Origin of the sequence: Sphaerisporangium sp. NBC_01403 (assembly GCF_045040145.1) — a bacterium.
GTDB classification, from domain to species: domain Bacteria; phylum Actinomycetota; class Actinomycetes; order Streptosporangiales; family Streptosporangiaceae; genus Sphaerisporangium; species Sphaerisporangium viridialbum.
On sequence record NZ_CP109534.1, the window covers coordinates 8,765,348 to 8,783,816 of the forward strand.

14 protein-coding genes are annotated in these 18,469 nt (G+C 70.5%); 5 read left to right on the forward strand and 9 right to left on the reverse strand.

Annotated features, from left to right (window positions below):
* Nucleotides 1-34: 34 nt before the first annotated feature.
* Nucleotides 35-1,456, forward strand: a complete 1,422-nt coding sequence (locus OG589_RS39530; RefSeq protein WP_405143713.1) for a serine/threonine-protein kinase — start codon at nucleotides 35-37, stop codon at nucleotides 1,454-1,456.
* Nucleotides 1,457-1,568: 112 nt separating this feature from the next.
* Here the strand turns inward: OG589_RS39530 and OG589_RS39535 are convergent, their stop codons facing one another.
* Nucleotides 1,569-2,507: an SDR family NAD(P)-dependent oxidoreductase gene (locus tag OG589_RS39535; RefSeq protein WP_405143714.1), complete on the reverse strand. Its 939-nt coding sequence runs from the start codon at nucleotides 2,505-2,507 to the stop codon at nucleotides 1,569-1,571.
* A gap of 171 nt (nucleotides 2,508-2,678) precedes the next feature.
* On the opposite strand from OG589_RS39535, the gene OG589_RS39540 reads away from it, so the two are divergent.
* On the forward strand, nucleotides 2,679-3,263 hold the full coding sequence (locus OG589_RS39540; RefSeq protein ID WP_405143715.1) for a TetR/AcrR family transcriptional regulator: 585 nt from the start codon (nucleotides 2,679-2,681) through the stop codon (nucleotides 3,261-3,263).
* 73 nt (nucleotides 3,264-3,336) lie between these two features.
* On the opposite strand, the gene OG589_RS39545 is transcribed toward OG589_RS39540, so the two are convergent.
* Complete coding sequence (locus tag OG589_RS39545; RefSeq protein ID WP_405143716.1) at nucleotides 3,337-3,900, reverse strand: ArsR/SmtB family transcription factor; 564 nt, start codon at nucleotides 3,898-3,900, stop codon at nucleotides 3,337-3,339.
* 79 nt (nucleotides 3,901-3,979) lie between these two features.
* On the opposite strand from OG589_RS39545, the gene OG589_RS39550 reads away from it, so the two are divergent.
* Nucleotides 3,980-5,416, forward strand: a complete 1,437-nt coding sequence (locus tag OG589_RS39550) for an alpha/beta hydrolase family protein (RefSeq protein ID WP_405143718.1) — start codon at nucleotides 3,980-3,982, stop codon at nucleotides 5,414-5,416.
* Between the two features lie 31 nt (nucleotides 5,417-5,447).
* Here the strand turns inward: OG589_RS39550 and OG589_RS39555 are convergent, their stop codons facing one another.
* From OG589_RS39555 to OG589_RS39580, 6 genes are all read right to left on the reverse strand, one after another.
* Nucleotides 5,448-9,518, reverse strand: a complete 4,071-nt coding sequence (locus tag OG589_RS39555; RefSeq protein ID WP_405143720.1) for a Pls/PosA family non-ribosomal peptide synthetase — start codon at nucleotides 9,516-9,518, stop codon at nucleotides 5,448-5,450.
* A 44-nt stretch (nucleotides 9,519-9,562) separates the two neighbouring features.
* Nucleotides 9,563-10,945: an aspartate aminotransferase family protein gene (locus OG589_RS39560; RefSeq protein WP_405143721.1), complete on the reverse strand. Its 1,383-nt coding sequence runs from the start codon at nucleotides 10,943-10,945 to the stop codon at nucleotides 9,563-9,565.
* 649 nt (nucleotides 10,946-11,594) lie between these two features.
* Nucleotides 11,595-12,215, reverse strand: a complete 621-nt coding sequence (locus tag OG589_RS39565; protein ID WP_405143722.1) for an SRPBCC family protein — start codon at nucleotides 12,213-12,215, stop codon at nucleotides 11,595-11,597.
* 45 nt (nucleotides 12,216-12,260) lie between these two features.
* Nucleotides 12,261-12,650, reverse strand: coding sequence for a VOC family protein (locus tag OG589_RS39570; RefSeq protein WP_405143724.1), 390 nt, complete (start codon nucleotides 12,648-12,650; stop codon nucleotides 12,261-12,263).
* Nucleotides 12,647-13,027: an ArsR/SmtB family transcription factor gene (locus OG589_RS39575; protein ID WP_405143726.1), complete on the reverse strand. Its 381-nt coding sequence runs from the start codon at nucleotides 13,025-13,027 to the stop codon at nucleotides 12,647-12,649. The genes OG589_RS39570 and OG589_RS39575 overlap by 4 nt, the downstream gene beginning before the upstream one ends.
* A 58-nt stretch (nucleotides 13,028-13,085) precedes the next feature.
* Entirely contained in the window at nucleotides 13,086-13,784 is a 699-nt protein-coding gene (locus OG589_RS39580; protein ID WP_405143728.1) for a class I SAM-dependent methyltransferase, read from the reverse strand.
* A gap of 77 nt (nucleotides 13,785-13,861) precedes the next feature.
* Here OG589_RS39580 and OG589_RS39585 point away from each other — a divergent pair, with 77 nt between their 5' ends.
* On the forward strand, nucleotides 13,862-14,839 hold the full coding sequence (locus tag OG589_RS39585; RefSeq protein ID WP_405143730.1) for a helix-turn-helix transcriptional regulator: 978 nt from the start codon (nucleotides 13,862-13,864) through the stop codon (nucleotides 14,837-14,839).
* Here OG589_RS39585 and OG589_RS39590 read toward each other — a convergent pair.
* Entirely contained in the window at nucleotides 14,830-15,753 is a 924-nt protein-coding gene (locus OG589_RS39590; protein ID WP_405143731.1) for an SDR family oxidoreductase, read from the reverse strand. The genes OG589_RS39585 and OG589_RS39590 overlap by 10 nt on opposite strands.
* A 241-nt stretch (nucleotides 15,754-15,994) precedes the next feature.
* On the opposite strand from OG589_RS39590, the gene OG589_RS39595 reads away from it, so the two are divergent.
* Nucleotides 15,995-18,433, forward strand: coding sequence for an ATP-binding protein (locus OG589_RS39595; protein WP_405143733.1), 2,439 nt, complete (start codon nucleotides 15,995-15,997; stop codon nucleotides 18,431-18,433).
* The last annotated feature ends 36 nt before the right edge of the window (nucleotides 18,434-18,469 follow it).

Here is an 18,469-nt window from a genome sequence, read left to right on the forward strand (position 1 = left end):
CCGTCTTGCGGCCTATGGAGGGGAAGTACGCAAAGTGCAACCGCTTCGTACCGGCGATCCTCGGCGTCTGGGGGAGTACCGGCTCGTCGGGCTGCTCGGAGAAGGCGGCCAGGGTGCGGTGTACCAGGGCGAGGACTCGAACGGCGAACCGGTGGCGGTCAAGCTGCTCCACGCCAGGTTCAGCGGGGACGCCAGAGCGCGCGACCGGTTCGCAGCGGAACTGGCCCACGCGCAGCGGGTCGCGGCGTTCTGCACGGCCCGGGTGCTGGATGCGGATGTGGAGGGTGACCGCCCCTACATCGTCAGCGAATTCGTCGACGGTCCTTCGCTCTCTCAAGTGATCGCCAACGGCGGGGCGCCGCGCGGGCACGCTCTGGAGAGGCTGGCGATCGCGACGGTGACGGCGCTCGCCGCGATCCACGAGGCCGGAGTTGTGCACCGTGACTTCAAAGCCGGCAACGTCATCATGGGCGCCGACGGGCCGCGCGTCATCGATTTCGGCATCGCGCGTGCTCTCGACGCCACGGGCACCTTCTCCAGCACGGTCGTCGGCACCCCCTCCTACATGGCACCCGAGCAGATCGGCCGGGGTGCGGTGGGCCCGGCCGCCGACGTCTTCGCCTGGGCGTGCACCATCGCGTACGCCTCGAATGGCGCCACGCCGTTCGGGCAGGACTCGATACCCGCGGTGATGCACCGGATCCTGCACGAGGAACCCGATCTCGGCCAGATGACCGGGATGCTACGGGACCTCGTCGCCGCGTGCCTTGCCAAGGACCCGGCCCTGCGCCCCACCGCACGGAACATCCTGCTGCGTCTGCTCGGCGGCGAGGAGGCTTCCGCGACGGCGGAGACGCTCCTCACCGAGGGCGCCCGGACCTCGTCTCCCGCGTTCCAGCCGGCCACGCTGGCAATGCCGCCCGACCTCACACCGGGCGGTCAGGAGCCACACCGGAAAGGCCGTCGGGCGATGGCGCGCGCGGTCGCGGTCGCGGCCCTGTTACTCGGTGCGGTGACGGTTCTTCCGTGGGCGGAGGTCGGTGTTCTGCAGCGGAAAATTCCTCTCGGCAACGTGGAAGTAGCCGGGCTGGCCACCATCTGGGGCGTCCTCACGCTCGTCATGGCAGTGGCCGCGTTGGCCGTCGCGATCACCGATGAGTTCACCCAGCGCCTGTCCGCCGCATGGGCGGCCATCCCCGGTGGTAGCGCCATCGTGTCGATCATCGCTTTCCAGATCCGTCAGGAAGACCTGCACAGCAAGCACCCCAACTTCGGAATGCTGACGGTCGATGATTTGCGCGGCCTCGAGATGAGTTTCCGTATCTCTCTTGCCTATGGGTGGTACATCGCGCTCACGATGTCTGTTGCCCTTGTGGTGTTGGCCCTGATCGCTCTGCTGCTCCGCGGAGTGCCAAGTCCCCGGCCGATATCGGGACGGAACCACCTGGACGTCTAGGAACACCGGGCGCTTGAGCGGGAACAGCGGTCGTCGCTGGGCGTCGGTCATCTTCCAGTAGATGCGGCAGTTCACGGGCTTGTCCAGGGCGCCCGCCCTCGCGGGCCCCTGGTCACGCGGCCAGGGTGTCGATGGAGAGTTCCCAGAGGCGGGTGGCCGCCTCGGGGTCGAGGGCGTACGCGGCGACGCCGCTGCGGGTGCCCGGCTGGTTCGGCCCCGCCTCGGCGCAGTCCTCGAAGTACCGGCCGCCGACGCCTTCGAGCAGGGGCGAGGTGGCGACGAGCACGGAGGTCGAGGCGCCCTGCTCGGGGGTCTTCCAGGTGAACGAGCCGCTGCCGCTCTGGCGGCGCATCCGCTCAAGGTCCTCGTCGGTGATGTGCCGCTGCAGGTTGGTGCGGATGGCGCCCGGCATCAGCGAGTTGGCGGTGATGCCGTCGTCCGCCCAGCGCCTGGTCGCCTCGACGGCGAACAGGACGTTGGCCGTCTTGGACTGCCCGTACGCGGACCACGGCTCGTAGGCGCGCTCGCGGAAGTGGATGTCCTCGAAGACGACGGGCGAGCGCAGGTGCGCGCTGGAGCTGACCGACACGACGCGGGCGCCGCCGGCCGCCGCGAGTGCGTGGTGGAGCCCCGTGGTGAGGCCGAAGTGGCCGAGGTGGTTGGTGGCGAACTGCAGTTCCCAGCCCTCGGGCGTGCGCATCTCGGGCGAGGCCATCATGCCCGCGTTGTTGACGAGGATGTGCAGCGGGCCGTCCCACGCGGCGACGAAGGCCGCCACGGACGCCCGGTCGGCGAGGTCCAGCGGCGCGACGTGGACCTGCTTGTTGCCGGTGGCCGCGATGATGTCGCTCTCGGTGCGCTCGCCGGCGGCGAGGTCGCGGACGGCCAGCGTGACCTCCGCGCCCGCGCCGGCGAGCGCCCGCGCGGTCTCGACGCCGATGCCGGACGCCCCGCCGGTCACGATGGCGCGGCGGCCGGTGAGGTCGATGCCGTCGACGACCTCGGCGGCCGTGGACTGGGCGCTGAACGGTGTGGTTATCGGCGTAGTCATGAAATTTCCTGTCCTGGTGGGCCGGCTGATCGAGCGGCCCAGCCGGTACGCTGTAAAAGCGGAGGAACCTCCACTACGTACCCACTGTAAGCGGAGTCTCCTCCGCTTAGCAAGCCGACGCCCGAAGTGGCACAGTTGGCGCCGACGCTCGAAACCGAAAGAGGAGGAGTCGTGCCGGCCACAGGGCCCCGACCGCTGCGCGCCGACGCGCGGCGCAACCGCGACCGGCTGCTCGAAGTCGCCGTGCGCGCGTTCTCCCAGGACGGGCCCGACGTGACGCTCGACGCGATCGCGAAGGCCGCCGGCGTCGGCATCGGCACGCTGTACCGCCACTTCCCGACCCGCGAGGCGCTCATCGAGGCGGCCTATCGCAACGAGCTCACGAGGCTGTGCGACGCCGCGGCGGAGCTCCTGCGCACCATGCCGCCCGACGAGGCGACGCGCACCTGGATGGATCACTTCGTCGACTACATGACGACCAAGCGTGGCATGGCCGACGCGTTGCGCGCGGTCATCGCGTCCGGCGGCAACCCGTACGAGCAGAGCCTCGACCGGCTGAACGCCGCGGTGTCCATGCTGCTCGACGCGGGTGCGGCGGCCGGCACCGTACGGGCGGACATCGAGCCGGGCGACGTGATCGCGAGCCTCGGCGGGGTGTCCCTCACCGCGGGCGAACCCGCCAAGCGCGACCAGGCCCGCCGCATGCTCGACCTGCTGATGGACGGCCTGCGCTACCGGGCCGCCGCCGCGCGCTGACGCGAGGGCGGGGCAGGGCCCACGGGTGTCCGGGCGCCTCTTCGGGAAGCAGCCGGACGTAGTCGGGTTGCGGTCAGTTCTCGTCGGCCGGAAGGGCGAAGAGCCTGATGTACAGGGGGCGGGCGCCGGGGGGCGCGTCTTCGGCGGGGCGGTTGTACTTCATCAGCAGTGCGATGTAGGCCTCGAAGAACTCCTCGAACTCCGCCTTGGTCATCCGGCCCAGACCGCGGGACGCCTTGGCCCATTCGGGATCTCGCCCGTAAGCCTCGGGGAAGCGCTCGAACAGCTCGCGGTCCTCGTCCATGCCGATCCGATGGAACTCGGCGAGCACGGGACGATCCTCGGGGGCGAGCTGGTCGGGCGTGGGCAGCCGCATGTCCCTGGGCCCGCCCGCCTTGCGCCACCAGCGCTCCCTGCCGGCCGAGCGCTCAGGGATCTCCTCGATGAAGCCGTACTTCTCCAGCTGGCGCAGGTGGTAGCTGGTCGTGCCGGTTTTGGCGCCCAATAGCTCACCCAGCGTCGTCGAGGTCGCGGGGCCGTTCACGCTCAGGTGGCGCAGCATGAGCCGTCGCATCGGATGGGCCAGCGCCTTGAGCCTCGCCGGGTCGTCCAGCAAGAACGGCTTGTCATCCTTCATGATGAGCAGCCTAGTCATGCAGCAGGATATCTGCAGATAATGCTTTGCCGAGAACTCTCTGCAGAGTATTTTCGGCAGCATGAGCATGAGCAGCAGGAGACGAATCCTCCCGGCAGTGGCCATCGCCCTCTGCCTTCTCGGTGCACCGGCGGCCGCGGCGGTCGCGCCTCCGCCTGCCGTACCGCCCGACCTGCGCGCCACGGACGTGAGCTTCCGAGGCGGTGGAGGCCTCGCCATGCATGGCACGGTCCTGTCGCGCGCCGCGCCGATATCCGGACGTCGTCCCGGCATCGTCCTGGTGCACGGAGCGGGCACGGGCACGCCTCGTACGAAGCTGATGGGCGAGGCCGTCGAGTTCGCCCGCAGGGGCCTGTCCGTGCTGATCTACGACAAGAGATCAGTGGGTTACTCGCTCTTCCAGCGGTCCTACTCGCAACTCGCCGACGACGCGCTCGGCGCCGTGGCCGCGCTACGCTCCCAGCCGGGCATCGACCCCGCGAAGGTCGGGATCTGGGGGCTCAGTGAGGGCGGCTGGGTGGCCCCGATCGCGGCGGCCCGCTCAAGGGACGTCGCCTTCGTCGTGCTCGTGGGTGCCAACGGGCTGCGACCGCTGCGTCAGCAGACCTGGGCCGTGGCCGCAGGGCTGCGCAAGGCGGGGGTGTCGGGCTCACTGGTCGACCGGACCGAGCTCAACCTGTACCGCACGATCGCCGATGGCGGCCTGTTCCCCGAGCCGTACTACGACCCCGAGCCGACGATCGCGGCGGTACGCCAGCCTCTGCTCGGTATCTGGGGCGCCAACGATCTGCTGACTCCTGCCAAGGAGAGTCCTCCGGTGTTCGCCAAGGCGCTTCAGAAGGGCGGCAACGGCAACTACACGTTCCGCTTCTTCCCCGGCGCCGACCACGCCGCCCACCAGACCCCTGACGGCGGCGTCACCCGGCTGCCCGAGCTCGCGCCCGGCTACGCCGACCTGGTCGGCTCCTGGGTCGGGGACGTCACGACGGGCAGGCTTCCTACGGCGCGGATCTCGGGTCCCGCTCCTCTGCAGGCCTCGCCGACCGTGCCGGTGGATCCCCCGGCCTGGTGGGAGTCCGCCCCCATGCAGCTCGTGGCTCTGGTGCTGCTGGTGGTCGCGTTCGCCGCCTACCCGGTCGTCGCGTTGGTGCGGCGCCTCCGAGGCCGCTCGCGGCAGCCGGTCACCAGGGCCGCCCGATTGCTCAGCGCCGGGGGGCTCGCGGCGGTGCTCGGGTCCTTCTCGTACGTGTTCTACCTGGTGATGACCGGGGGCAAGCTGGCCGCTCCCGGCCCTGTGACGGCGGGACGTCCGCTGATCTGGCTGGCACTGCAGGCCCTCGCGGTGGCGGCGGTGATCGCCATGGTCCGCACCGCGCTGGCCTGGCGCCGTACGCGTGGTTCCGTACCGCGAGGGGAGAGGGCACGGACCGCCCTCCTGCTCGCCGGTGGAGTGGTGTTCGTCCCGTGGGCCCTGTACTGGGGTCTGCTGCTCCCCTGACGGTCAGGACGGGTCGCGCCGTGAGCAGGGTCTAGATCTGTTTGGCGGGGTTGCCGCGCCAGTGGGCGTGGGGGGCGAGTTCCTCGCCCTTCATCAGGAAGGAGTCGGCGTCGAGTACGGCGCCGTCGCCCATCCGTACGCCGTAGTGCACGAGGGCCCTGGTGCCGACGCTGCAGCCTTCACCGATCACGATGTGGTCGGACTTGAAGGTGCCGTCCTCAAGCGAGTGGGCCTGGATCAGGCTGCCCTCCGCCAGCGTGCAGTCGCTGCCGACGGTGACCAGCGTCTTCTCCGGCATGTAGCCGCCGTCGTCGAACACCCTGCGTCCCAGCCGCACGCCGAGCAGCCGCCAGAAGAGGTTCTTGAACGGGGTGCCGTTGAGCACGTCCAGGTGGGTGGTCACGCTGAGCTTCCAGTAGCGCTCGTGCCACCAGTAATACGGCTGGTAGATCGAGCAGAACCTCGGCTCCAGCCTCCGGAAGCCGATGGCGACCCGCTCGGCCAGCACGAAGTAGCCGGCCGTGAACACCAGCGTGAGAACGAGGTCCGCGGCGATCACCGGTGTGCCGAGGCGGTCGTACAGGCTGAGCGCGAGCAGGGACAGCAGGGTGACTCCGAACACGTAGACCCATCGCACGAGCAGATACAGCGCCATGGTCACGCGGTTGTGCCCGTTCTTGGCGGACAGGCGCCGGCGGAACTCCTCGCCGGTCTTCAGATGGTCGAAGCCGCTGTCACGCTGCACCGAGCGTGGGATCTCGAAGCACGGCGAGCCCAGCAGCCCGACGTCCTGCCGCGGCTCGCCGTCGATCGGGATCATGACCTTCGTCGCGAGAAGGCAGTTGTCGCCCGCCCGGCTCTGAGATGGGTAGGCGATGTTGTTCCCGACGAACGTGCGCGCCCCGACCGTCGCGCGTGACACGCGGAACGACGTGCTGGAGAAGTCGGCGTTCATGATGGACAGCCCGTCGGAGACCATCGTGCCGCTGCCGACGGAGGTCAGGTACGGGGTCTCGTGCTTGAGTTCGAGCCCGAAGTTCGACCCCGTCTGCTCGACCGTGGACAGCCCGTACCCGAGGCCGCGCAGGTAGTGGACGACGTACGAGCTGTCGCCGAAGAGGTACATGAAGAACGGCAGGTTGGTGATCCGCGTGATCGCGCGCAGTGCCCCGTAGCGGAAGCCGTACAGGGGGTAGGCCTCGTCCGGTTCGAGGGCGCGGTTCAGCAGGCGGGGCACGGTGGCCGCAAGGGCGAGCCCGGCCAGGATCGCCCCGAAGAACAGCACGCCGGAGGTGACCAGGGCATCCCAGTACAGCTGCGGGCCCGCGGGTTCCGCGGCTCGCGGGGTGCCCGTGAGCACGGCCAGGCTCGGCACCTGGGTGCCGAGCAGATACGTTCCGCCTACGGTCAGCGGGATGAACACCAGCAGCGCGCCGAGCAGTTGCGCGGCGCCGAAGCGGGCCCTGCGCCAGGTGCCGCACGGGGCCGGTTCGACCGTCCGGTAGTCGGTGGTGGTCGGCTGTGCCGGGGACCCGTGCCACCGCCGGCCGTCCGGAACCGACTGGGACGACTGGAGAGACGAGGAGTGCCCGAGCTGGGCCCCGTCGCCGAGCGTGGCGCCGATGTCGATCACGGTCGCCTCGCCGACGTACGCGTCCTGCCCGATGGTGACCGGGCCCGTCTCGACCACGCCCGCCCGGGCCCGGTAGCAGGGAAAGTACGAGTCCTTCCTGATGACCGTGCCGCCGCCGATCGACAGCAGGTCAGTGCAGACCGGGACGTTCTTGGACAGGATGACGACGCCGGGGCCGATCCTGGCCCCGAGCGCCCTCAGATACAGCACGTAGAGCGGTGAACCGGTGAAGAGCACCATCGGACTGCGCCTGACGAGCGTCTTCACGGTCCAGAACCGCAGGTACGACAGGCTCCAGACGGGTATCTCCCCGGGTTTCCAGCGGCCGACGAGCGCCCACTTCGCCACGACCGGGAAGGCGCACAGCGCCGCGAAGATCGCGCCGCCGGACACCAGCGACCGCAGGTAGATGTCCACGGGACCGGTGGCGCCGGAGATCCAGCCGTAGGCCCCGACGAGCACCGAGGCGGCGAGGTAGGCGTAGCCGAGGAACAGCAGGAGCTGCAGGGCTCCGCAGAGGAGATACCTGGCCGTGCTCGGCGCGGGCCTCGACTCAGGGGGCCGCGGCTCCACCGCCGGTGCGGCGTCCGCGAGCGCCGTGGCCAGGCTCCTGACCGTGGGGTGCAGGTAGACGTCCTTCATCGACACGGGCGCGAGGTCCGCCCGCTCCCTGACGCGGGCGCAGAAGCGGGCCATGAGCAGCGAGTTCGCCCCCAGCTCGTCGAAGAAGTGGCTGTCGACCGACACCTGTTCGAGGCACGCGACCTCGGCCAGCGTGCCGGCCAGGACGGTCTCCGCGGGGGTCGACGGGGCCACGTAGGCGTGCCTGGTGGACAGGCAGCGGGGGCCCTTCGGCGGCGGGAGGTTCTTGCGGTCGGCCTTGTTGCTCAGCAGCATCGGGATGTCGGGCAACTGCTCCACGTAGGCGGGGACCATGTAGCCGGGAAGGCGCCCGCGCAGTTGCCGGTAGATGTCCTCCTGGCCGAGGTGAGGGGTGTCCTCGCGGGGGCTGTAGTAGGCCACCAGCTCGACCACCCCGGGCTCCGGCTCGTAGGTGTCGACCACGGCCTGCGCGACCCCCGGCACCTGGAGCAGCACCGATTCGATCTCGGCGAGTTCGATGCGGTATCCGTGGATCTGCACCTGGGTGTCGATGCGGCCGTGGTACTCGATCTCGCCGTCGTCGTTGACCCGGCCCAGGTCCCCGGTCCGGTAGATGCGGCCGGACGGATTGTCCGGCAGCCCGAGGAAGTCCGGGATGAACGCCTTTTCCGTGAGGTCGTCGCGGTTGACGTACCCCCCGGCCAGGCCGATGCCGGCGATGCCGATCTCGCCCAGCTCTCCGGGGGGCAGCACCCGTGCCCCGGCCGGGTCGAGGATGACGACGGAGTAGGTCGGCAGCGGGACCCCGAGAGTCACCGGCTCGCTCGGGTGGAGCACCTTGCAGGTCGCGGTGACGGTGGCCTCCGTCGGGCCGTACACGTTGAGGAGCCTGCGGCCGGGCCGGTGCCAGCGGCGTACGAGGTCGGCCGGGCACGCCTCCCCGGAGACCAGCAGGAACCGCAGGCCGGGAAGGTCCTGGTCGAGGGTGGCCAGCAGGGTCGGGACGCAGCACAGCGCGGTGACCCGGCAGGCCCTGAGGAACTCCCACAGCTCGTGGCCGAGCAGCGTGACGCCCGGGGGCCGGGGGACCAGCGTCGCCCCGGACAGCAGGGGCACCCAGATCTCCTCGACCGAGAAGTCGAAGGCGATCGTCATGCCCTGGTAGACCCGATCGTCCGCCCGCATCTCGTACGCCTCGACCGCGACGCGGACGAAGTTGCAGATGCCGGCGTGCTCGATCGCCACGCCCTTGGGCCTGCCCGTCGACCCCGAGGTGTAGATGATGTAGCACAGCTCGTCGACCGGCTTGCCGCGCTCGTCGTCGGTGAGGCGCCGGTCGTCCTCGGCGGCGACCAGGCTCTCCGCCTCGTCGACGTACAGGATGCCGGCGTCGACGTGCTCGACCCGGCCACGCAGGTGCGAAAGGGAGAGCACCATCCGCACGCCCGCGTCCTGGACGATGTACGCGAGCCGGTCCGCGGGGAATCCGGCGTCCATCGGCACGTACGCCGCGTTGATCTTGAGGACGGCGAGCATGCCGGCGTAGGAGTGCACGGCGTGGTCGAACAGCAGGGCGATGCGGTCGCCGGGCCGGGCGCCCTGCTTCAGCAGGTATCGGGCGAGGCGGTTCGCCCGCGCGTCCAGCTCGTCGTAGGTGAGCACGACGTCGCCCGCGTCCACCGCGCGCCGGTCGCCCCGACCGGCGGCACGCAGGCGGTCGCACTGCTCCTCGAACAGCGCTTCGAGCCTTTTCCCGCCGCCCGGCCAGGCGGCACGCGGGCCCTTCGCGCCGATCAGGACCTGATCGCCCGGCGCGGGCCGGGGATCTGCGCGCTGAACGTCCCGGACGTCGGCCTGTCTGGTCATGCTGCCTCCATCAACCACCACAGATGCCCTGGTGCCGGACCGGCTCAGGCCGCCACCAGGCAGCGCTCGTCGATGGCGTCGACGAGGATGGAACACGCGGTGTCGACGACGTCGGCGGTCACGTTCAGGGGCGGGAGGATCCGTACGACGCAGTCGTCACGCCCGCCGAGCTCGATGATCAGTCCCCGGCGCAGCGCGGCGGCCTGCACCTCGTGCGCCAGCTCGGTGGCCGGGCTTCCGTCGAGCGGATCGGCGAGCTCGACGCCCCACATCAGGCCGAGACCGCGCACCTCCCGCACCCACGGGATCTTCGGCAGCATGGCCAGCCGGTCGGCGATCTGCTCGCCGCGCTCCCGGACGTTGGCCAGCACGTCGTCGCGCCGCATGATGCGCACGGCCTCGGCTCCGGCGGCGAACGCGAGCTGGTTGCCGCGGAAGGTCCCGATGTGCGCGCCCGGCGCCCAGACGTCCAGCCGCCGGTCGTACATGATGATCGCGACCGGGAGGCCGATGCCGCTCAGGGCCTTGGACGCCACGATCACATCGGGCTCGATGTCGTACTGCTCGAAGGCGAACCAGGTGCCCGTGCGCCCGCATCCGGTCTGCACCTCGTCCACGACGAGGGGGATGTCGAGCTCACGGGTCAGGGCGCGCACCCGCTGGACGAACTCCTTGCGGGCCGGGATCACCCCGCCCTCGCCCTGCACCATCTCCAGGATCACCGCCGCCGGCAGCGGGATGCCGCCGTTCTTGTCGTGCAGCGACTGCTCGAGGTACCCGGCACAGTTGGTGCCGCACGTCTCGGGCACGAGTCCGAGCGGGCAGCGGGTGCAGTAGGAATAGGGGAAGAAGTGGATCCCTGGGACACCGTTGCGGATGGGCTGCTTCTGCCGTACGAGCCCGCTGAGGGCCATCGCCGCGTGGCCGCTGCCGTGGAATCCGCCCTGGAAGGCGATGACGTCCCCCCGGCCGGTCGCGGTCTTGCAGAGCTTGATGGCGGCGTCGACGGCGTCACCGCCCGTGGGCCCGCAGAAATGGATCTTCATGCGGTCGCGCAGTCCCGGGGGCAGCATGGAGAGCTGTGCCTCGGTGAACGCGTCCTTGGCCGGGGTCGGGAAGTCGAGGCCGTGGGTGAGGCGGGCGAGCTGCCCGGTGACCGCTCGCACCAGTTCGGGGTGGTTGTGGCCGAGCGACAGGACACCCGCGCCGGTCAGGAAGTCGATGAAGGTGTTGCCGTCGAGGTCGCGCAGGAAGCTGCCGGAGGCGTCGGCGATGGCCAGGGGAAGGCGGCGCGGGTACGTCCGCGCGTTCGACTCGCGCCGGGCCTGCCGGGCGAGCAGTTCCGCGGAGCGCGGGCCTGGGAGATCACTCAGAACATAGGGATAGGGCAACATATCGGGGTTGGCGCTGTGATCGGCCAGACTCATCGGGGCTCTCCTCTCAAGGCGGCCGACGTGCTGGATCCTTTCAAGGGGTGCCTTCGTCTCGAATCTCCTAACTCACCCATCGCACACTAGCCAGCTGTATATCGCCGATATCAGTCGGGACTGGCAGAGAACACGGCCATCTGCGATCCTCCGCGAATCATGGCCTCGGTCTACCGATACGGTTCCACGAGCGGTACCCGTACAAACGCCTCAACGTCCCTCATGTCAGGCGAAGCTTCGCGGACTTCCCGTTTCAGGAGGAAATCCAAAAAGTGTTTTGTCTGGACGTGATCGTTCTTCGCCGATCGGCGCCGGGGCGTGTGACCAGGTCTTCCGCTCGCTGATCACGGAAGCGGCCCTGACTCGCCGCTCGGGGGATAAATCTGGATATTTCATCAGATTATCGCCATGCTCGCCGCGCCATATCAGCCGGTCGATGGGTCGCAAGATCCGGTTAAAGTATCCCGGACGGGCCAAGCTCGGAGATGATTACCATTCACTGGCAATGAGAAGGCCTCACTTTGAAGGCCAGGAGAGAAACCGGCCCCAGCAGGGGAAGCGATCGAGGTTGGGCCGGGGAATCACCCGCTGTGAAAAGGCCGAAGCCCCGGCGCTCGCCAGTGGCGCCGGGGCTGTGAGACGCGGTCGCTCAGGCCAGGTCGGCCTCGGCGAGCACCGCCGCCCAGGCCAGGCTGATGCGGTCGGCGAGGTCGGCGATCTCCGCCATGTTCCCGACCTCGGCGGGAGCGACGTCCGGGAACTCGCCGCGAAGGAACGCGCCGAGAGCGATGAGGCCCAGCTCCCAGCCGGCTCCAAGGCCCCACAGGCCCTTCTCGGGGTCGTTGAGCAGCGAGTCGGTGATCTTGCCGAACGAGGAGTGTTCGAGCTCCAGCTCGGTGCGGCCGTCGTCCCCGGTGGAGAGCCGCAGCTCGACCTGATCCTCCGGCAGGTCGCCCACCTCCCCGTACACCCAGGTGACCGTGAGGCGCCGGGGCGGTTCGCAGCGCAGGATCCTGCCGGAGGCGTTGCCCTCGAAGCTGAACGTGCCGCCCTGCCGCAGGTCGCCGGAGGGCTTCATGAAGAAGCGGCTCATCCGGTCGGGGTCGGTGCAGGCGTCCCAGACGTCCTCGATCTCGGCGTCGTAGCGCCGTCGCATCAGGATGGTCCGCGCCTCGCCCGAGTCGCGGTGCCGAGTGCCGAGCTCGCGCTCGGTGCCCGAGATCGGGTCGTCCTTGCCTGTCACGCCGGTCACGCCGGTCACGTCGGTCATGTGCCGTGGTGCCTTTCGTCGTCGTGGAGCGCCTGCCGTGGGCGGTCAGCCCATCTGGGCCAGGCCGATGAGGTTGCCGCAGGTGTCGTCGAACACCGCCTGGGTCACCGGGCCCATCTCCGTCGGCTCCATGGTGAAGACCACGCCGAGCGCCTTCATGCGCTCGAACTCGGCGTGGATGTCGTCGGTGGCGAACAGGGTGGCGGGGATCCCGGACTCGAAGAGCGCCTGCTGGTAGGTCGTGGCGATCGGGTTGCCGTTCGGCTCAAGGAGCAGCTCGACGCCCTCGGGCCCGGCGGGGGAGGCCACGGTGAGCCAGCGGTCCTCTCCGACCGGGACGTCCTGCTTCTTCGCGAAGCCGAGGATGTCGGTGTAGAACGCGAGGGCCTTGGCCTGGTCGTCGACGAACACGCTGGTCACTGCGATCTTGATCATGGTGTTTCCTGGTCTTCCTGGTCGAGGGGGTTGTGCGGCGACGCGCTCGCCGCGCGACGCTCGCGCCGCCCCCGCGCGAGCTCGGTGCCGAGGGCGTCCAGCCCCTGGCTCCAGAAGCGCCGGTAACGCTCCAGCCACACGTCGATCTCCCGCAGGGGTGCCGGGTCGACGGTGTACAGGCGCCTGGTGCCCTCGGCCCTGACCGTCGCGAAGCCGTTCTCACGGAGCACCCGCAGGTGCTGCGACACCCCGGGCTGGGAGATGCCGAACTCCTCCTGGACGATCTCCCCGACCTCGCCGGCCGACCGCTCGCCGTCGGCGAGCAGCTCGAGGATGCGGCGCCGGACCGGGTCCCCGAGGACGTCGAACGCGTGCACGGGAGCCAGCATCGCAGCTACCGCTTATATAAGTCAACTCTTAAAGAAGATCAGGAGCTCAGCGCTTCACGCACGTATAGGCGCCATAGATCGAGTCGCGGTAGGCGGACTCGACGATCTCGAAGCCCGCCGCCTCCAGCATGGGTTCGAGCAGCCACCGGAACGTGCTGTATTCGGTGCGGAGGTGCTCGGCGTAGTCCTCGCGCGTGTATCCCTGGGCCGGGTCGTCCACCGCGCCGTCGAGCCAGCGGTCGAGGACCTCGCCGGCCTCGGCGGGCCGGAAGTCGAAGATCAGGTCGTGCAGCCGCAGGACGCCGCCCGGTCGCAGCATCCGGGCGACGCGGTCGAGCGCGACCGCCTTCCAGAAGTCGGGGAGCTGGTGGAGGGCGTGACGCGTGTATACGGCGTCGGCGGGCGGCCCAGCGTGGTCGTAGGAGAGGAAGCCGGCCCGTACGACCTCGACGTTCGAGAGCCCGGCCTCGGCGGCGCGGTCGCGCAGATGCCTCCCCATCGCCGGCGAGACGTCCACCGCCACCACGCGCCGGAACCGCCGCGCGGCGGCCAGGGTGAACCGCCCGGTGCCGGCGCCGAGGTCCACGACGGTCGAGGTCTCGTCCACGCCGTGCCCGGCGAGGACGGCGAGGTCGCCGGTGGGGTCGGGGCGGCCCTGCTTGCGGTCGAACCCGGCGACGAAGCCGGGGTCGAGATGCTCTGGTCCCGCGTGCGTCAGCTCGTCAAGAGCCCATTCCCTGGTCATCGCCCGATCGTGACACGCCCGCCTCGCGGGTCGCACTTGCTTTTCCGGCCGGCAGGGCCAGAGGCCAAGATGGGAGGGTGCGTGCCTCCCGGTTGATCTCGCTGGTGTTGCTGCTGCAGTCGCGGGACACGATGACGGCCGCCGAGCTGGCCCGCGAGCTGGAGGTCTCCGAGCGCACGGTCTCGCGTGACGTGCTCGCGCTCTCGGCCGCCGGGGTGCCGGTGTACGCCGACCGGGGGCGGCGGGGCGGGTACCGCCTGGTCGGCGGCTACCGGACACGGCTGACCGGGCTGAGCAGGGCCGAGGCGGAGGCGCTGTTCCTGTCCGGGCTCGCGGGGCCGATGAGGGACATGGGACTGGCCGACGCCGTATCCTCCGCCCGGCTCAAGGTGCTGGCCGCCCTGCCGCCCGGCCTGCGGGACGCGTCGGCGCGGGCCGGGCAGCGCTTCCACCTGGACACCCCTGGGTGGTTCGCCGATGCCGACCCGCCGCCGCTCTTGGCCGATCTCGCCCGGGCGGTCTGGCAGGACCGGGTCGTCGAGCTCCGTTACCGGCGCGGTCGCGAGGTGACCCGGACGGTCCGCCCGTACGGGCTCGTGCTCAAGAACGGCGTCTGGTACCTCGTCGGGCAGGTGGGGGAGGACTACCGGACCTACCGGGTGGACCGGGTCGTGTCCGTGGCGGTGACCGATGAGGGGTTCGCCCGGGACGAGGGGTTCGACCTGCTCGCGTTCTGGACGGCCGGGGTGGCCGGGTTCCTGACCTCGCTGCTGGTCGAGGAGATCACGCTGCGGGTGAGCCCGGACGGGCTGCGCGTGCTCAGGGCCACCGTCGAGCCGCCGGCCGCGCGGCAGGCCCTGGCCGGCGCCGGGGAGCCCGACGAGCGGGGCTGGGTGGTCACCCGCCTGCCCGTCGAGTCCCTGGAGGTGGCCTACGGCGTGCTCCTGAGGCTCGGCCCGGAGGCGGAGGCGCTGGACCCGCCGTCGCTCCGTGCCCGCCTGCGGGACGCCGCGCGGCGGCTGGCGGCCCTGTACGAGCCCGAGGCTCAGCGGTAGCCGGTGACGTCGGCGGGCTTGCCGGCGTCCACGACCTCGTCCAGGTAGCGCCAGGCGTCGGGACGGCTCCCGTCGACGTCGGTGAAGCCGTGGATCGACGCCAGCCGGCCACTGGACAGGGCCTTGCCGTTCCAGCGGGCCACGTCGGGGTCGGCGGCGAGCGCCGCGACCGCCCGGCCCACGTAGGCGGGCGTCTCCGAGATGACGAAGTGGGGGTCCTGCTCGGTCGCGTCCCGCCAGTTCTCCTCGGTGACGCCGAAGTGCTCCAGCATCTGCTCCGAGCGCAGCCACCCCGGCGTGAGCGCGACGGCGGTGCAGCCGTACGGCCGCAGTTCCTCGCCCTGGCCGAACGCCAGCCGGATCACCGAGGTCTTGGCGAGGTCGTAGAAGGCCGACAGCCGGTAGTGCTTGTCGTTGTACTCGGGGACGCCGTCGGTGACCTCCACCAGCAGCCCGCCCGGCCGCCTGATCAGCAGCGGCAGCACGTAGTGGCCGGTGATGAGGTGGGTGTCGATCGCCAGCCGGAGCAGGCGCAGGCCGGCGTCGAGGTTGTGCTCCCAGAGCTTGGAGGTCCATTCGAACAGCGACTCCGAGCCCCAGATGTTGTTCACCAGCACGTCGAGCCGGCCCTGCTCCCGGTCGATGCGCTCGGCCAGCGCCTTGACCTGGTCCTGTTCCAGGTGGTCGACCTGGACCGCGATCGCCGTCCCCCCTGCGGAGGTGATCAGCTCGGCGGTCTCCTCGATCGTCTCCGGCCGGTTCATCTCCGAAGGCCGCTCCCGCGTGGTGCGCCCGGTGACGTACACCGTGGCGCCCGCCGCGCCGAGCTCCCTCGCGATGCCGCGCCCCGCGCCCCGCGTGGCCCCGGCGACCAGCGCGACCTTTCCCGTGAGTGGTCCCCTTGTGGATGTCATGCGGGAGATGCTGCCAGCGATACCAGACAACCTGTGTCTGGTTTTCTTCGGGTTTTCTGCCCCCTGAGCGTGGCCTGCCGCCTGGACATCTGCGCACCAAAGCTTTGCGTTTACCTGGGACGATCGGTGCGCCGGGGACGTGGGTTCCAAATCGGCCCGGGCATAACCTGACTTATGTCGACTCGTGTGCCGTACAGGCTGGCCCGGTACCCGGGGTCGGCGTGAGGCACTGGTGAGCGGTATGGCGGCGAGCACCTCCAAGCGGCGGCGGATGCGAAGGCTGCCTGCCGAGGTGACGAGCTTCGTCGGGCGCCGGCAGGAAGTGGCGGACGTCAAGTCGCTGTTGTCCAGGTCCCGGCTGGTGACCCTCACCGGCGTGGGCGGGGTCGGGAAGACCCGGCTGGCCACCCGGGTCGCCACCGACGTGCAGCGGGCCTTCTCCGACGGCGTGTGGCTCGTCGAGCTGGCTCCCCTGGGCGATTCCGAGCTGATCGCGCACACCCTGACGGAGGCCCTCGGGATCGAGGAGAAGTCCTCCCTGTCCCCGCTGGAGTCGGTGAGCGAGTACCTGGCCGACAAGAAAAGCCTCGTCATCCTGGACAACTGCGAGCACCTGCTGCACGACTGCGCGATCCTCGCCGAGGAGCTCCTCGCCTCCTCTCCCGAGCTGCGGATCATCGCCACCAGCAGGCAGCCGCTGCGGATCGGCGGCGAGCAGACGCTGGCCGTACTTCCGCTGCCGGTGCCCGACTCTGCCACGGCAAGGCTGTCGACGGACGCGCTGGCCAAGGTGGACGCCGTACGGCTGTTCGTGGAGCGGGCCGAGGCGGTCCTGCCCGGCTTCTCGGTCACGGAGGCCAACAGGGACGCCGTGGAGCAGGTCTGCCGGCGGCTGGACGGCATCCCGCTGGCCATCGAGCTCGCGGCCGTACGGCTTCGCGCGCTGTCGGTCCAGCAGCTGCTCACCTGGCTGGACGACCGGTTCCGGCTGCTGACCGCGGGGTCGCGCACGGGGTCGCGCCGCCACCAGACGCTGCGCGCGCTGGTCGACTGGAGCTACGACCTGTGCACCGAGCCCGAGCGCCTGCTGTGGAACCGTGCCTCGGTCTTCTGCGGCGGGCTGGACCTGGAGGCCGCGGAGGCGGTGTGCTCAGGCGACGGCATAGCCCGTGAGGACGTCATCGACCTGGTGATCGGACTGGTGGAGAAGTCCGTGCTGGTCCGCGAGGAGCATCCGTCCGGGGTCCGTTACCGGCTGCTCGAGACCATCCGCCAGTACGGCAGGGACCGGCTGGCCGAGTCGGGCGAGGAGGAGGCGCTGTGGCGGCGCCACCGGGTGTACTACCGGGAACTGGCGTCCAGGGCCCGCGATCAGCTCTTCACGAGCTCGCAGGTGGAATGGCTCGTGCGGCTTCGGCTGGAGCACTGCAACCTGCGGGTCGCCCTGCGGTCCGGCTTCGACCACGGGGAGGGTGAGGAAGGGCTGCGGGCGGTCACCGACCTGCTGTACCACTGGAAGACCAGCCACCACGTGAGCGAGGGCCGCCGCCTGCTGGGGCAGGGGCTCTCCATGGTCACCCGGCCCAGCGAGGTGCGGGCACGGGCACTGTGCGGCGCGGGCTGGCTCGCGATCCTCGAAGGGGACATCCCCGCGGCCCTTGAGATGCTGGAGGAGAGCCAGGTGCTGGGGGAGCGGTTCGGGCTCCACTCGGTCCTCGCCTACGTCGCCCTCTACACGGGCATGGCCCACATGTACCGGGGGGACATCGAGCCGGCGATCAAGCTGTTCGAGGAGGCGCTGGCCTCGTACCGGGCCGCCGGGGACGGGGTGGGAGACGTGATGGCACTGACCAGGCTCTCCCTCGCGTACTCCTACGAAGGGGACGCCGAGCGGGCCGTCGCCGCGGGCGAGGAGGCGCTCCGGGCCTGCGAGGCCCGAGGAGAGCGCTGGCACCGGGCCTACGCGATGATGGCCCTCGCGATCGAGAGGTGGCGCCAGGGCGACGCGGAACGTGCCGCCGGCCTCGCCAAGCAGAGCCTGCGGTTCGACAGCTCGCTCCACGACTGGCAGGGCATGGGGATCAACCTGGAGGTCCTGGCCTGGGTGGCGGCGGGCGTCGGCGACTTCGAGAGGGCGGCGCGGCTGTTCGGGGTCCTGCTCGGCGTCTGGCAGACGGTCGGCGCGCCGATGGCCGGGTTCGGGCACCTGACCGGCTACCGCGACGACTGCCGGCACCGGGTGCACCAGGCACTCGGCGAGCCGGCGTACAAGGCCGCGATGCAGCGGGGCGCCAGGCTCTCCCTCGACGAGGCGCTCGCCTACGCGCTGGAGGACGGTAAGCCCGCCGCCCCGCGCGCCGACGGCGCCGTCCGGCCCTCGCCGCTCACCCGCAGGGAGACCGAGATCGCCAGGCTCGTCGCCCGGGGGCTGAGCAACAAGGAGATCGCCGCGACCCTGGTCATCGCCCAGCGCACGGCGGAGGGTCACATCGAGCACATCCTGAGCAAGCTCGGCTTCCATTCCCGCTCGCAGATCGCGGTCTGGGCCGCCGAGCAGAGCCGGAGCGCCGGCGCCACGGACGGCGGCGAAGAGGACGGCGGGGCCGACGACTCGCGGGGCGGGGAAGCCGGGAAGAGGGACAGGCCTGCTCCCCGCCGGGCACAGCGGAACGCCCGGTAGCGGGTGATCGAGCCGGCTAGCGCAGGACGACGGGCC

Bases quoted from the DNA above. Each gene is read 5' to 3' on its own strand.
- OG589_RS39580 (WP_405143728.1), bottom strand. From the start codon at position 13,784: ATGACCAGGGAATGGGCTCTTGACGAGCTGACGCACGCGGGACCAGAG.
- OG589_RS39565 (WP_405143722.1), bottom strand. From the start codon at position 12,215: ATGACCGACGTGACCGGCGTGACCGGCGTGACAGGCAAGGACGACCCG.
- OG589_RS39560 (WP_405143721.1), bottom strand. From the start codon at position 10,945: ATGAGTCTGGCCGATCACAGCGCCAACCCCGATATGTTGCCCTATCCC.
- OG589_RS39595 (WP_405143733.1), top strand. From the start codon at position 15,995: ATGGCGGCGAGCACCTCCAAGCGGCGGCGGATGCGAAGGCTGCCTGCC.
- OG589_RS39550 (WP_405143718.1), top strand. From the start codon at position 3,980: ATGAGCATGAGCAGCAGGAGACGAATCCTCCCGGCAGTGGCCATCGCC.
- OG589_RS39535 (WP_405143714.1), bottom strand. From the start codon at position 2,507: ATGACTACGCCGATAACCACACCGTTCAGCGCCCAGTCCACGGCCGCC.
- OG589_RS39570 (WP_405143724.1), bottom strand. From the start codon at position 12,650: ATGATCAAGATCGCAGTGACCAGCGTGTTCGTCGACGACCAGGCCAAG.
- OG589_RS39545 (WP_405143716.1), bottom strand. From the start codon at position 3,900: ATGAAGGATGACAAGCCGTTCTTGCTGGACGACCCGGCGAGGCTCAAG.
- OG589_RS39555 (WP_405143720.1), bottom strand. From the start codon at position 9,518: ATGACCAGACAGGCCGACGTCCGGGACGTTCAGCGCGCAGATCCCCGG.
- OG589_RS39590 (WP_405143731.1), bottom strand. From the start codon at position 15,753: ATGACATCCACAAGGGGACCACTCACGGGAAAGGTCGCGCTGGTCGCC.